This is a genomic window from Pannonibacter carbonis (assembly GCF_003012935.1).
GTDB classification, from domain to species: domain Bacteria; phylum Pseudomonadota; class Alphaproteobacteria; order Rhizobiales; family Stappiaceae; genus Pannonibacter; species Pannonibacter carbonis.
Window position 1 is genome coordinate 198,056 of record NZ_PUDR01000004.1, and the last position, 14,267, is coordinate 212,322.

The window sequence follows — 14,267 nt, forward strand, 5'->3', positions numbered from 1 at the left end:
GATCGCAAGGCGTCGGAAGTCAGCCTGGTCAGAACCCTAGGAAATTGGGTTTGCGTCCGCTCCCCCCACCCCCAAAACCCCTCCCCACGAGGGGGAGGGGAGCGGAGAGGCTGCGACAGGGTTTGACGTTCCAGGCACAGTCCTTCACATCAGACATATGCCAGACATCACCTGCGTTTTCCTTGCCTTTCTGTGGGGAGAGCAGCGCTTGCAAGATCTAGCCGGGACAACCGCTTGTGCGGGAATTTCGCCCACTTCTGGTCTGATCTCTAGGCCGTAATCCGCACATCCTGCAGGCCATTGAGGGCGCTGATCACAGCGTCCAGCCGGGCATGGGCCGGCGTTCCTGCACGCGGATGCATCCGCACATGCCGGGTCTCGCCCGGCGCGATGTTCAGGCCGTTGAGCTCGGGCCGGAATTGCGGATCGCGGATCACGACACGCTGGGCAAAACGCCGTGCCGTCAGCGCCAGTTCGAAAGTCCCCTCGCCCAGATCCTTCGCCTCAGCGGTGAGATCCAGTTGCTGGCGCGGCAAAGCCAGGCCAAGCGGCAAGTGGCACGCCTCGCTGAGCGATGCCCCTGATGCATCGACGAGCCTTGCGCGCACGACATCATGCGACGGCGGCCCGAAGCGATAGGCGTAACCGAGATCGAAGAAGCTGCCGATCAGCGCGAAGCCCGTGTGCCGCTGCTGCGAGCGCGGCGGCAGCACCACGTCCCGGGCGACAGAGATAACCGGCGTCAGGCCGTCGCGCCACGCTGTCAGTTCCAGGCGGGCGCCGAGCGGCGCTGCCGTTTCGTTGAGGAGATGGATGTCGAGGCCATTGGTGCCCTCATCCGTAATCAGCACCTGCACCGGCGCCAGCACCTGCGACAGGATGCCGAGGGCGAGCTTCGGCTCGCCGTGGGCATCGATCAGCCCCCAGCCGGCACCAGGCAGGAGATCGGACAGCGCCAGCACCATCGCGCCCCGGCAGGTCGAGCCGACGCGCCGCCACTCGGCAAAGGTGGCTGCCATCACCTCGCCCGTCACGGCCCGGGACAGCTCCAGATAGCGCTCCGGGTCGTGGCTACGCAGCCGCGCGGGATCGACGCCGTAGAGAGAGCCGAGATAGTGGTCGCGCACATCCTCGAAGTCCCAGCCTGCCCCCCGGTCGCGCGGAACGCGCGCCTTCCAGCGCGGATCGTGGCAGGCAATGCCGGGCAGCTCGCGCTCCAGCGTCACGGGTTCCGGCACGTTGGCAAAGGCAAGACATTCGCCGGCAAAGCAAACCCCGGCCCGGCGCGCATCGTCAAGCGGCCGCAGATAGGCGCCGACGCCGTAATAGTGACCGATGCCCACATTGGGCAAGAACGGCAGGTCGCCCCCGGTCGGCGAGTTGCGCACATAGGGCACGGAGGGGGCCAGTGCCGCAACGAGATCAGGCAGAAGGCTTTCGATCAGCGGCTGTGCCCGGCGCTCAGCCGGCAGGCCCATCATCGCGGCCTGCTGCTCCATCTCACTACCGCCGCAGAAGACGGCAAGGCTCGGATGGAAGCAAAGCCGGCTGACGACCTCAGCGGCTTCACGGCGGACCGCTGCCTCGAAGACGGGGTCAGCGAGCGGATAGTCGAAGTTGGCGAACTGGAAGTCCTGCCAGACCATCAGACCCAGCTCGTCGCAGAGCGCGAAGAAGGCCTCGCCCTCGTAGGTCGTGATGCCGGGAATGCGCAGGAGGTTCATGCCCGCGCCGGCCGCCGCCGCCAGCAGCGGTCGCAGCGCCTCGGGTGTCGAGGCGAGGCGCAGGATGTCAGCGCTGGTCCACACGGCCCCGCGTGCAAACACGGGCACGCCGTTGACGACGAGCCCGAAGCCCAGACCCTCAGCGCCGGCATCGACCTCGACCCGGCGGAAGCCGGTGCGGCCAAGCCGGTGGCGATGACCGGCAAGATGCAGCGTCACCTCATGCAGATGCGGCGTGCCGTGCGTCGCTGGCCACCAGGGCGCGACATCCGGGAGGTAAAGCGTCGCGGCGTACTGCCCGTCCGGGCCGGCCACGAGCGGCACGTGATGGCCGGCGCAGGAAAGCTCCGCGTCCACGAGCGGCGCGGCACTGGTGAGCGTCAGCGCCAGCACGCCGGTGCCATCCTCGCCCAAGGTGCTGGCAAGCTGCGTGATGGCGATATCGGGGGCTCGCCCGGTCTCGTCCGGAAGCGAGACGAACACGGGCCGGTAGGGGCCGACGGCCTCCACCTCGGGGCACCAGCCGGGCATGTGGCCGAGCAGCGTGGTGCGCAGGCCGCGCAAGCCAGCCTGATCAACAAGTTGGGTCCGCCAGCGGGCGCGGGGAAGCCTTGCGGCGAGCCGGTCCGTCAGCGCCCGGAAGGCCAGATGCAGGGTGTTCCGGGCGTCAGCCCCGACCTCGACCTCCAGCGCCGCGAACATGCTGTCTGAACGGGCCACGCGTTGGCCGTTCCAGAAGATGTCGGTGAGCGTGGCGAGGCCTTCAAAGCGCAGGCGGCAGCGGGCACCGGCCTTGGCAGTAACTTCTGTCCGATACCAGAAGTCCTTGTCCTGCAGGGGAAATGGCCCGGACGCCGAGAAGGCGCCGAGATCGGCAAAGGCTCCGGCGACGGTGCCCGGGACAGTGGCCGGCAGCCAGTCGAGATCGTCGGGCAGGTCGGCAGGGCTTGCAGCCTCGCCGGCATAGGTGCCGGCCAGTCTCCAGCCTGCGTCAAGCGGATGCAGCTGCTCTGCTAGGCGGCGCGGCGCAGGCAGGAGCGAGAAATCGGATACAGCGCTCGCCATGCCGTCTCACTCCGCCGCTGCGGCAGCGGCAGGCGGGTGCGACAGCAGCCCAGTCAGGCCACCATGCAGCCGGTCCCAGGCCTCGATCGCCGGCACCAGCGCGGGCGCGAGCTTGTCGAAGGATTTACGCATCACCGCCCGGGCGAGCTGGAACTGCACCACCTTGGCGGTTGCCGAGATAGTCCGTGCCTCGGGGGCAAGCCGTTCCAGCGCGGACGCATCCAGAGCCGTGTCCTGCCGCGCCAGCCAGTCGAGATGGGCGGAGAACAGCTCGAAATTCGCGCCGAACTGGCGCAGGGTGTTGAAGGCGTAGAGATGGAAGAAGCCGAAGGGCCGCTCGGCAATCTCGGCCACCTGCGCCGGAAACACGGCGGCGAAAGTGGCAATCGGATTGGCCTCAGGCGCGCGCGCCAGATGCCGGCGCAGCAGGGCGACGGCGCGCCCGGCCAGCATGGCTGCATCGGGCAAGGCGGCCGGAAACTTCACAAATTCGGTATAGGGCAGGAACGGCAGCGCGCCCTCGGGCGCCGTGCGGTGGAAGATGCCGTCGAAATCTTCGCCTTCCAGCCGGTGCAGGCCGAGATTGTGGAAATAGTCCATCGTCCGGCCGTCGACATCGAGCCGGTTGATGGCGACGGTCGTCTTGCCGTGTTCCTTGCGGTAGGCGGTACCCTGGGTGTCGGGGAGATAGAAGCTGTCCATCTCGACAAGGCAGAGGTTGCCGCGCGCAATCTGTGCCGCGACATGCGCCTCGACCCGGTCGAAGATGGCAAGCTCGGTCACGCGGATGCCGAACAGGGTCTCGAGGTCTTCCAGCGGCACCTTGAAGAAGGTGAACTGGTCGCCCTCGAAATCCTGGGTGATCGCATAGCCGAGCGCCGCCTCGGGCGGCTGCCCCAGCGCGGCCAGCACCTCGATCCAGATGTCGAGATAGCAGTTGGTCTCCGGCCAGTCGCGGCCGAGATCGTGCAGGCCGTGGCGCTGATACGCCAGCGGATCAAGCGCCGGAAACACCTTCTCGCGCGTCATGTCAGCCCCAGAGCGCCTTGCGCACCGTTGACGGCCAGTCGGCCGTATCCAGACCATGGTGCGCGAACAGGGCCAGAGCGATCCGCTCCAGACCGAAGCCGACACAGGCCGTGTGCGCAACCGCACCATCGGCGGTGGTCAGTCCCCAGGTCTTGCCGAAATGGTCCTGGTGATAGTTGAAGGACAGGCAGGCCGTCTTCTTAGCGGTCGAGGTCACCGGAATGAGCAGCTCGAACTTCAGGGCCTGGTCGCGCTGGTTGTTGGCCAGCATCTTGCCGGCGCGGCCGAAGAAGGGATCGTTGGCGACGTCGATCTCGACCGGCAGTTCGACGGCGGCGATCAGCTCCTGGCCGCGCTCCATCCACTGCTGGCGGAAGGCCATCACCTCTTCCGGCGTACCCATGCGGACATACTCGCGCATGCGGAACAGCTGCATGCGGGCCGGGTCTTTCGACGGCTCATGCCGGAAGCAGTAGGACTGCAGGTCGAACAGCCCGCCGCCAGCCGGCAGCGGGCCGCGCTTGGCAATGGTCGGATAGAGCGGATAGCAGGCCGCCGGCGTCAGCACGATGTCCGTCGCCTTCTGGTCCTTGGTCCAGTCATTGCCCTCGGCCATGCACTGCAGCAGGTTCACGTGGTCCAGCTCGCAGCCGCAGAAGGAATGCACGGTTCCGGCAAGCTGCGGGAAGCTCTTCATGTAGCCCGAGCCCTCGAAATGGCTGCGGTTCATGCCCGGGGGAAAGCGGATGACCTCGGACGGGGAGCTGCTGCCGAAGGCCGAGATCAGCCCCTCGAAGCGCTGGATCACGTCCTCGAAGGCGCCCGAACGGCCGTAGAGGCCATCGACGCCGGTGTCGATCAGAAGACCTGCATCAAACAGCCGGTCGAGAAGGGAGGTCTGCATGTCCATGTCTCACCCCAACAGGCTGGTGTCCTGCTTGTTCACAAGCAGCATCGTGGAAGTGTTGCCGAGAATGCGGTCATTGGAGATCATCAGTTGCGCCGAATGTGCATCACGCAGGTGCCGGCCAATGCTGTAGGGCGTGCCGTTTTTGTAGCCCATGATCCCTGTGATCAGCAGGCAATGGTTGATGATCTCGAGGATCGTCTGCGACGAGGCGATCTTCACGTTGTTCATGGCTACCGCAAAGCCCATCGACGACAGCTTCGTCTCGTCCTTCTGGGCGGCATCATACTGCTGCAGGGCGGCCAGGATGTTGGACTTGACCAGTTGCAGCAAGTTGGACGCTTCCGCCAGACGCAGCGCGCCCGGAGGCACGCTGCCCGGCGACTTGCGCGCCGCTGCGCGGACGAAGGCCTGGGCACGGGCAAAGGCGTCCGAGGCGATGCCGAACCAGACGCCGCTCCACAGGATGTGCGAATTGGCCAGCATCGACTGGGCCGCGATCTCGGCGAAGGGCTTGGGCAGGATCTGCTCCGCCGGTGCCTCGCCCTTGAAGATGAAGCCGTCCGAGCGGGTTCCGCGCATGCCGAGCGTGTCCCAGTGATGGGTCTTCTCGAGCGTATACTGACCTTTCTCGAACACGGTCATCACCTGGTCCGAGGGGGCGCTGTCGGCGCGGGCCCGGGATGTGACGAGGATAGCATCCGCCGCCTCGGCATAGGAAATGACCGTCGCATCCTTGGTCAGGCGGCAGGTGTCGCCATCGACCTCGATGGCGCAGATGGAATTGCGCAGATTGCCGCCGATGCCGCCCTCCGTGGTTGCCGAGGCAAGCAGCAGCTGGTCTGCCGCGATGCGGCGCATGTAGGCTTCGTGCCAGGGCGCGCCCTCGCCGTGCGACACCAGGCTCGACGCCTTGATCTGATGCATGGCGAAGACCATGCCGGAGGCAGCACAGGCCTGACCGAGAATGCAGCAGACTTCAGCAATCTCTGCCGTGGTCGCGCTTTCTCCGCCAAGATAGTCCGGAATCTGGATACCAAGCAGGCGCTCGGCCTTCATGGCGTCGACGGCTTCATTTGGGAACCGTCCGCCAGCATCAACATCATCCGCGTTGGCCGCGGCCACCGCCGCTGCCCTGCGGGCGCGCTCGGTCAGGCTGAGCGCCTTCGCCTTGGCCAGCTCGTTCATCACGCCACCGCTTCTTCAGTCAAGGACGCCAGCGCATCCCGGATCGCGGCAATCGACGCGAAGGACTTGCGATTGAGCAGGGTCTCGGGGAATTCGACGTCGAACGCGTCTTCGAGCGCCAACATCAGCTGGACGGAGGCAAATGACGACAGGCCAGCTTCGTACAGGTCAGTAGTGTCTGCCAGAGTCTCGACGGAAACCGGCAAGGCGCCATGCTTTGCCAGCAATTCGCGGATCTTGGTGGTCATGTTGCGTAATCCCTCAACAAACAGGTAGGCCGCGCCTGCAGCCCTGCTGGAAATGTCATGTCCATTGCATTTCTAGCGCATGTTAAATAACCCGCGCTTAAGATGCATGGTAAATATCACAATAAAGTTAAATCTGGTCGACGTATATTTACGAATTGTTAATGAATTAATTCCTTCTGCGCCTCATTGTTTCTGTCTATTTCCATGTATTATCTAAAATAACCATACGGAATATTAAGTTACTCTGCTGTTGCCATGATCCATACGCCGACCGATCAAAGCCAGCCAACCTTCAGGACAGTAAAAAGAAAGACCAAGTGCTTTGGTCATAGCGAAAAGGCTTAGCAGCGCGGCAAGAAACGACTGCCAGACCATCTGATCATCTGACCATGCCCAGACGCTGGCTTCGAGCCTGGGCGCTGGATAGCAAAAGCCGTCGGCTGGCGGAAGGTCAAACGAAAACCCCGCCCAAAGGGCGGGGCTGAATGGCTGACGCTCTGGAAGAGGATCAGGCTGCGTTGGACGAGGCCAGTGGCTGGGTAAGGAGCGAGAAGGCCGCTTCCGGATCCTCGGCAGCCCGCAAGCCGCCGGCAACCTTCGGGTCGCGCAGCTGGCGCGCGATCCGGGCTAGCGCCTTCAGATGATCAGCGCCGGCGCCCTCGGGAGCCAGCAGCAGGAAAATCAGATCGACCGGCTGGTCATCCAGCGAGTCAAAGTCAATCGGCTTGTCCATGCGGGCAAAGACGCCCACGAGACGGGTGAGCTTGATCAGCTTGCCGTGTGGAATGGCCACGCCATGCCCAACGCCGGTCGAGCCGAGCCTTTCACGCTGCAGCAGCGTGTCGAAGATTTCGCGCTCGGTCAGTCCGGTCAGTTCAGCGGCCTTGGAGGCCAGTTCCTGGATTGCCTGCTTCTTGCTGTTCGCCTTCAGCCCGACAACCACTGCGTCTTGCGTAATCAGATCACTCAGATCCATGTTCTTTTTCCATTTCGTCCCGGCGAGGGCCCAGGCAGCGCTTGCCGCCTGAGCCCCGCATATCCGGGAAGCGACCAGCCTAGCTGGCCGTCTTCTGTCCAACCAGGGCCGGATCAATCCAGCCGATGTTGCCGTCCGGGCGCCGGTAAACCACATTGACGCCGCCGCTGGCGGCATTCTTGAAGACGACGACCGGAGCTTCGGACAGATCAAGCTCCATGACGGCCATGCCGACGGTCAGCGTCCTGATCTTGGCCGAGGTTTCGGCGATAACCAGCGGACTGAAATCCGCCGGCACTTCCTCTTCCTCTTCAGGCAAAGCCAGGACATAGGACGCGGCTTCGAAAACTTCTCGCTCTGTGCCATTGGCCCCATGATGGGCCTTCAGCTTGCGCTTGTAGCGGCGCAGACGCTTCTCGATACGTTCCGCAGCGCGGTCAAAGCTCGCGCGCGGGTCCGGATCCTCCCCGGACACCTGCAATACGATGCCTGTGTCTAGGTGGATCGAGCATTCGGTCTTGAATCCCGATCCCTCCCGGCTCACGGTCACGTGGCCATTGAACCCGCCGCCGAAATACTTCGACAGCGCGTCAGCTATCCGGTCGTTGACGTGGTCGCGCATGGCAGATCCAACATCAACGTTCTTTCCCGAAATCCGCAGTGTCATGGGGACCTCTACTCGTTCATGAACCGAAATGCAGTCGGTGGCCCGACTCTCGAGACACATCATGTCCCGGACGTTGCAGCATGAACCACTCGGCGCTTCGGCGCCATACCCCTTTGGCCATAGGTTTCGGGGGCGGGCTATAGGCTTCGCCCATCCGAAAGTCAATCGCCCTGGCATGACGCCACCCGCAATGTGGAGCAGCTGCATCCGCAACTTATTATATAGCAATGGTTTGTGTGTTTTCAGAAAAGATTGGCAAAACTGCCTGTTGTGGGTAAAGCCGGCTTACCGGCCGCCACTTTTTTCCCGCCTGCGCTGCACCGACGAAGAAATACGCAGAGCCTCGCGATACTTGGCAACTGTCCGCCGTGCGATGTCGATGCCTTCCCCTTTCAGCATCTTCACCAAGGTGTCGTCCGACAGGATATCCGAGGCAGATTCGGCGTCGATCAGTTGCTTGATCCGATGGCGGACAGCCTCGGCTGAATGGGCGTCCCCCCCCTCCGTCGCCGCAATCGAGGACGAGAAGAAATACTTCAGCTCGAAAATGCCCCGTGAGGTCGCCATGTATTTGTTCGACGTCACGCGGCTGATGGTGGACTCATGCATGCCGACCGCATCGGCGATGGTCTTGAGGTTGAGTGGCCGCAGATGCTCGATGCCGTAGCTCAGGAAACCATCCTGCTGCCGCACGATCTCGGTCGACACCTTGAGGATGGTCTTGGCGCGCTGGTCGAGGCTTTTCACCAGCCAGTTCGCTGTCTGCAGGCAGTCCGTCAGATAACTGCGCTCCGTTTCCTTGCGGGCCGTCCGGGTGACACTCGCGTAATAGGTCTGGTTGACGAGAACACGCGGCAGGGTGTCGGCGTTGAGCTCGACCGTCCAGCCCCCATCCGAGGCCCGGCGTACAAACACATCTGGCACGACCGGCTGCACAAGAGCACTGCCATAGGCACGACCTGGCCGGGGATCCAGCGCGCGGATTTCCGCGATCATGTCGGTGAGGTCTTCCTCATCGACATTGCACAGGCGTCGCAGCGCCGCCAGTTCGCGCCGGGCAAGCAGCTCGATGTTGTCGATCAGGGTCGCCATCGCCGGATCGAAGCGATCACGTTCCTTCAATTGCAGGGCCAGGCATTCGGCCAGCGAGCGCGCGAACACGCCGGAGGGCTCGAACCCTTGCAGGATGACCAGAACCGCTTCGACACGGGCCAATGAAACGCCGAGCTGGCCAGCGGCCTCGTCGAGTTCCTGCGCCAGATAGCCGTTTTCATCCAGGCTGTTGATCAGATGCAGGCCAATCAGCTTGTCGACAGGATCCGCCAGCGCCAGGTTCATCTGGTCGGTGAGGATCTGCGTCAGGGACTCTTCTTCTGCGACAAAGGCTTCGAGATTGTAGTCCTCGCTGACACCGCCGCCGGTGCGGCCGGAATCGGCAGCATAGGCAATGGCCTGTTCCGGTGCCGGCGCAACGCCGCTTTCATCGGGGAAGACATTGCCGAGATCCGTGTCCATGCTGGAGGCGATGGTTTCGGCGCTCGATTCCAGCTGGTTCTTCATCCAGTCGCCAGCGTCGCCGTCAGGCGCATCGGTGCCGTCGAGGCCGGTGTCGTATGCCCCGCCCTCAGCGCCGGAGCCTGCCGCCTCGGGCAGGATCTCGACGGCGCTGTCACCGGACTGCTCGCTCGCGGAACCGGTGGCCGGATCGCTCCGCTCGAGCAGCGGATTGCGCTCCAGCTCGGCATCGACATAGGCCGCAAGATCGAGATTGGAAAACTGCAGCAGCTTGATCGCCTGCATCAGTTGCGGCGTCATCACAAGCGACTGGCTCTGCCGCATCTCAAGCTTGGTCGAGAGTGCCATGGGCGGGTCGCGCATCCTGCTGGGCAGGCCGGTCAGGGCTTGGCTTGCCTGCCCACGGTCCTGCGATAGTTCTGTCCTCCCGGACCGGACCCGATCAACATGAACGGATGACGGCGGCCCAGCCTCGAAGCCGGATCAGTTTGGATCTGGTCCGTTTCTTGCTTATACCGCAGCCGAGCCGCCCGCATCAAAGTGTAAATTGTTCGCCAAGGTAAAGACGGCGGACATCGGGGTCCGCAACGATCTCGTACGGGGTGCCCTCGGTCAGGACTTCACCTGCCGCAATGATGTAGGCCCGGTCGATCAGGCCGAGCGTTTCCCGCACGTTGTGATCGGTGATGAGCACGCCGATGCCGCGCTGGGTCAAGTGACGCACCAGTTGCTGGATGTCCCCCACCGCAATCGGGTCGATGCCGGCAAAGGGCTCGTCCAGCAACATGAAGGAGGGGCGGCTGGCCAAGGCCCGGGCGATTTCCACGCGCCGGCGCTCACCGCCCGACAAGGCAATGGACGGCGACTTGCGCAGATGGGTCAGGCCGAATTCAGCCAGAAGTTCATCGAGATCCGCCTGGCGCTGTTTCCGGTCGGGCTCCACGACCTCAAGAACTGCGCGGATGTTTTCCTCAACGCTGAGACCGCGAAAGATCGAGGCTTCCTGTGGCAGATAGCCGATGCCGAGACGGGCACGGCGGTACATCGGCAGGCTGGTGATCTCGAAACCGTCGAGCGTAATGGAGCCCTGGTCCGGGCGGATCAGGCCAGTGATCATGTAAAAGACTGTCGTCTTGCCGGCGCCGTTCGGCCCGAGCAGCCCGACGGCCTCCCCGGGGTAAACGGTGAGCGAGACATGCTTCACCACGCGGCGCTTGCCGTAGCTCTTGCCGATGCCCTCGACGGCAAGTGCGCCGTAGCCAGAGCCAGGGGCCGCTTCACTGTCCTGATCGGACCGAGCGCCGAATGAAAAAGGCAACCATCTCACGCGTGGGCGTCCTGGAAATGAACAAGGGGGAAGTCATAAGGAGTGCCACCGCTCCTGTCGAGCCTGACCGCATGTCCGGTCAAACCGACCGGACATGGGCAGCCAGTTCCGGCCAAAGGCTGACCCGGGGGATCAGTTCCCGTTCAGGCTGTTGGGCTGGATGAGAACCTTGACGCGCCCGGACTTCTTTGCTTCCAGATCAGCCTTGCCGGTTTCCAGGTTAATCGTCAGCTTGTTGCCGACGACCACATTCGGCCCCTGGCTCAGCACAACCTGCTGCCCGGTCATCACCATGATCTTGCGGGCCATGTCGAAGCTGGCCTCATCGCCCGTAGCCGTCTGGTCCTTGGACGAAATATAGACGCGGCCATTGGCTTCCAGACGCATGATCCGCTGCTGGACGCCGCCATCGGCCTTGCCGTCGTAATAGACCCGCAGCTTCTGCGTCTTCATCCGGGTTTCACCCTGGGAGACCAGAACGTCACCGGTGAATGTCGCGCTGTTGCTCTTGTCCTCGACCTGAAGCTCCTGCGCCTCGATCTGGATCGGTTCCTTGTCGTTGTCGCCGAAACCGGCAAACGCGTTCGAAAAGGTCTGTGCCGTTGCAAGCCCGGGCGCAAGGGCAAACAGGGCCGCAGCCGCAAACAGGGAAATGCCCTTCATTCTGTTTTCTCCGTGTCCTTGGCGACCATCTTGGTGGCACCCGGTCGTAGCGTCATCTTGATGCCGTTGGTGAAGCGCACGACACCATTGTCCTGATCATAGCTGAATTTTCCCGCACTGATGTCGCCTTGCGTCGAACGCACGACCAGCGGATCGGATGTCCGCACCTTGCCGGTCTTCAGGTCGATCTGAACGGATGAAAACTCCGCGTCATAGTCACCGCTCCAGTCCAGCTTGATGCCGTCCTTGAGCAGCAAAGTCTCGGCGCCATTGTCATAGGTGCCCTTGTTCGCCGTGATCGCCGCCCGCTGGCCATCGCCCATCACGATTTCGGCGACAATGGTCTCAAGATCGATGATACGCGGGTCCATGATCCGCTGGATCGCCCGTACGGCAGAGACCTTGTAGGAGCGGTCTCCGTCATGGCCGGACAGTTCCGGACGATCCATGACCAGTCCTTCTGACGTCAGCATGACATTGCCGATCCCGAGACTGGTGAGGAAGTTGAACAGGACGATCAGCGCGGCCATCACTGCCACGATGCCGATGCCCAGCACGGGGAACAGGATGCGCAAAATCCGCACGCGGCCAGAATGCCGGCGCGCGTCGCTGCGTGCGCGCATCAATCGCGCGCCCGCCTCATCATCCCACGCGTCAGAGCTCAAAAAGCTGCCTCGCCGCTAGGGCCCGTCCCACCAGGGCCGCATGTTCAATCGGATGACAGGCCTCCCCAGGACCTGACCGCGCCTCCATATGGGGTGCGCATCCCCTACAATAAAGTGTCCGCCGGGTTTCTGCCAATCTGAACCCGGACTGACCATAAGAGACCGGACAGAACCACACGCCGCCCCGGCGCATGGCATACGATCAGCTATGGGCGAAAATGTCGTCCTCGTCCCAGCCGATCAGGTCCAGACGGGCCCGGGTCGGCAGGAAATCGAAACAGGCATTGGCAAAGCCGGTGCGCTCCTCGCGGGCCAGCATCACCTCAAGCTGCCGCTGCAGCGCGTGCAGGTAGAGCACATCGGAGGCAGCATAGGCGAGCTGCGCGTCGGACAGTTTTTCCGCCGCCCAGTCGGAACTCTGCTGCTGCTTGGAGAGCTCGACCCCGAGAAGCTCGCGGGTGATGTCCTTCAGGCCGTGCCGGTCCGTGTAGGTGCGCACAAGCTTGGAAGCAATCTTGGTGCAGAACACCGGCGCCACCTCGATGCCAAGATACTGATACAGCACCGCAACATCGAACCGGGCGAAATGGAAAATCTTGGTCACGGACGGATCGGTGAACAGACGTGCCAGATGCGGCGCGTTCTTCTGGCCACGGTCGATCTGCACCACATCGGCAGAGCCGTCACCCGGCGACAACTGAACCACGCAGAGCCGGTCACGATGCGGATTGAGACCGAGCGTTTCGGTATCCACCGCGACAGCCGTGACGCCCTGGTAGTTGGAAAGGTCGGGCAGGTCGTTCCTGTGATAGCGGATGGTCATCGGTCTGGTCTCATCATTCGTGTTTGCCGCGCACTTACAGCACATTCAGGTGCACTGCGGCAAGGGAATGGCAGAGAACGATGACTAAAACGGAAAGGCGCAGCCGCAGGCGGCTTCCAAGGCGCAGTTTCAGTCTTCTTCGCCGAAGCGATCCGCTACCAATGCTGCAATAGCCGCCATGGCCGCTTCGGCATCATTGCCTTCGACAAGCACATGAATGCAGCAGCCAGGCGCTGCAGCCAGCATCATCAGCCCCATGATCGAATTGCCGCCGACGGTCTGGCCGTCCTTGGACACCTGAACCTGCGAGGAAAAGGTCTCAACCAGCTTCACCAGCTTGGCAGAGGCGCGGGCATGGAGGCCGCGCTTGTTGACGATGGCTAGGTCCTGTTCAAGTCGCGTCATTTTGCGGAGATATCGTCCCGGGTAAGCAAAGCGTCAGACCTGGCCGGAAAGAACCTGGCTGGCGACGGAAATATACTTTTGCCCGGCTTTGCGCGCTTCGTCCACTGCCTCGGGCAGGGCGCGGTCCCCGCGGAGGCTGGTCAGCTTGACCAGGAGCGGCAGGTTGACGCCGGCGACGACCTCGATCGTTTTGCCATCCATGACCGAAATGGCGAGATTCGAAGGGGTGCCGCCGAACATGTCGGTGAGCAACACGACGCCAGCGCCGGTGTTGACGGCTTCGACAGCGTCGAGGATATCCTGACGCCGCTGTTCCATGTTGTCTTCGGGACCGATGCAGATGGTCGCAATCTGGGTCTGCGGGCCAACCACGTGTTCCAGCGCCGCCTTGAATTCCTCGGCCAGACGGCCGTGGGTCACGAGTACGAGTCCGATCATTCTTGTCCGACCTGTCCTGATCAAGATCTGGTCATATCGATCTGACCGGACCCTGCTCGACGTTTTCATGCTGCGGCTTGCCCGCATTCGGCGGCTTGCCCGCAATGTCGGCAAGGCCGCGGCGCAAAGCAAGTCGTTTTTCAGATTAAATTCCGTTAAACTGGGCATTCAGCCCCATTGCAGAGCTGGGCGAGCGCTGCCCGGACCAGCAGCACCTGACGTTGCAGATCCCTTTCCGGCGCCGGTTGGCGCGCCACGACGACACCGGCCAGGGTCACCTGGAACGCATCGTCCTCCGGCATCCGCTCCATTTGCCCAGCTGGAACAAGATCGACAACCAGACGGATCAAGGCCTGCCGCTCGGCCAGCTCGCCTTCGATCCCGCGCCCCCGCAGCTCAATCTGACCCGCGAGGACCGGCGCTCCACTGGCAACCAGCCCGGAAGGATATGCCGTCAACACGACGCGGTCATCGCCGACCAGTGCTGCCCAGTGTCCCTTTCGCCGCGCCAGCGCCAGAAGTTCAAGTGCCAGCATCGACTTGCCCGCTCCGGACGGACCGCGCAGCAGCAGGCCATGGCAGCCCAGCACCAGCGCCGTCGCATGCTGGTACGGCTCAGGCGGCATG

General features: G+C 63.1%; 15 protein-coding genes. All 15 read right to left on the reverse strand.

What is annotated here, in order from left to right; all coding sequences use genetic code 11:
* Positions 1-269: 269 nt before the first annotated feature.
* The 15 genes from C8348_RS07280 to C8348_RS07350 all read right to left on the reverse strand — a co-directional run bounded on the left by C8348_RS07280 (position 270) and on the right by C8348_RS07350 (position 14,266).
* The gene (locus C8348_RS07280) at positions 270-2,789 is read right to left on the reverse strand and encodes a glycosyl hydrolase 2 galactose-binding domain-containing protein (protein WP_106752639.1); all 2,520 of its coding nucleotides are present in this window, start codon (positions 2,787-2,789) and stop codon (positions 270-272) included.
* Between the two features lie 6 nt (positions 2,790-2,795).
* Positions 2,796-3,818, reverse strand: a complete 1,023-nt coding sequence (locus C8348_RS07285) for a DUF1839 family protein (RefSeq protein WP_106752640.1) — start codon at positions 3,816-3,818, stop codon at positions 2,796-2,798.
* Position 3,819: 1 nt separating this feature from the next.
* Positions 3,820-4,728 carry an amino acid--[acyl-carrier-protein] ligase gene (locus C8348_RS07290; protein ID WP_106752641.1) on the reverse strand — a complete coding sequence of 303 codons (909 nt, stop codon included), beginning with the start codon at positions 4,726-4,728 and terminating at the stop codon, positions 3,820-3,822.
* 3 nt (positions 4,729-4,731) lie between these two features.
* Positions 4,732-5,913, reverse strand: coding sequence for an acyl-CoA dehydrogenase family protein (locus tag C8348_RS07295; RefSeq protein WP_106752642.1), 1,182 nt, complete (start codon positions 5,911-5,913; stop codon positions 4,732-4,734).
* The gene (locus C8348_RS07300; RefSeq protein ID WP_106752643.1) at positions 5,913-6,161 is read right to left on the reverse strand and encodes an acyl carrier protein; all 249 of its coding nucleotides are present in this window, start codon (positions 6,159-6,161) and stop codon (positions 5,913-5,915) included. Before C8348_RS07300 ends, C8348_RS07295 begins: the two co-directional genes overlap by 1 nt.
* Positions 6,162-6,669: 508 nt before the next feature.
* Positions 6,670-7,137, reverse strand: a complete 468-nt coding sequence (ptsN, locus tag C8348_RS07305; RefSeq protein ID WP_106752644.1) for a PTS IIA-like nitrogen regulatory protein PtsN — start codon at positions 7,135-7,137, stop codon at positions 6,670-6,672.
* A 79-nt stretch (positions 7,138-7,216) separates the two neighbouring features.
* A complete protein-coding gene (gene hpf, locus C8348_RS07310; RefSeq protein ID WP_106752645.1) occupies positions 7,217-7,804 on the reverse strand; it encodes a ribosome hibernation-promoting factor, HPF/YfiA family in 588 nt (195 codons plus the stop codon).
* 285 nt (positions 7,805-8,089) lie between these two features.
* Positions 8,090-9,667 (reverse strand): RNA polymerase factor sigma-54, encoded by a 1,578-nt coding sequence (rpoN, locus tag C8348_RS07315; RefSeq protein ID WP_106752646.1) that lies wholly within the window; start codon positions 9,665-9,667, stop codon positions 8,090-8,092.
* Between the two features lie 187 nt (positions 9,668-9,854).
* Positions 9,855-10,637, reverse strand: a complete 783-nt coding sequence (lptB, locus tag C8348_RS07320; RefSeq protein ID WP_208983650.1) for an LPS export ABC transporter ATP-binding protein — start codon at positions 10,635-10,637, stop codon at positions 9,855-9,857.
* Between the two features lie 141 nt (positions 10,638-10,778).
* Positions 10,779-11,309 carry an LptA/OstA family protein gene (locus tag C8348_RS07325; RefSeq protein WP_106752648.1) on the reverse strand — a complete coding sequence of 177 codons (531 nt, stop codon included), beginning with the start codon at positions 11,307-11,309 and terminating at the stop codon, positions 10,779-10,781.
* Positions 11,306-11,932: an LPS export ABC transporter periplasmic protein LptC gene (gene lptC, locus C8348_RS07330; RefSeq protein ID WP_106752649.1), complete on the reverse strand. Its 627-nt coding sequence runs from the start codon at positions 11,930-11,932 to the stop codon at positions 11,306-11,308. The genes C8348_RS07325 and lptC overlap by 4 nt, the downstream gene beginning before the upstream one ends.
* Before the next feature lie 244 nt (positions 11,933-12,176).
* Positions 12,177-12,797 (reverse strand): ribonuclease D, encoded by a 621-nt coding sequence (locus C8348_RS07335; protein ID WP_106752650.1) that lies wholly within the window; start codon positions 12,795-12,797, stop codon positions 12,177-12,179.
* A gap of 129 nt (positions 12,798-12,926) precedes the next feature.
* A complete protein-coding gene (locus C8348_RS07340; RefSeq protein WP_106752651.1) occupies positions 12,927-13,202 on the reverse strand; it encodes an HPr family phosphocarrier protein in 276 nt (91 codons plus the stop codon).
* Positions 13,203-13,235: 33 nt separating this feature from the next.
* Entirely contained in the window at positions 13,236-13,640 is a 405-nt protein-coding gene (locus tag C8348_RS07345; protein WP_106752652.1) for a PTS sugar transporter subunit IIA, read from the reverse strand.
* 155 nt (positions 13,641-13,795) lie between these two features.
* Positions 13,796-14,266, reverse strand: a complete 471-nt coding sequence (locus C8348_RS07350; RefSeq protein WP_244293954.1) for an HPr kinase/phosphorylase — start codon at positions 14,264-14,266, stop codon at positions 13,796-13,798.
* Position 14,267: the final 1 nt, after the last annotated feature.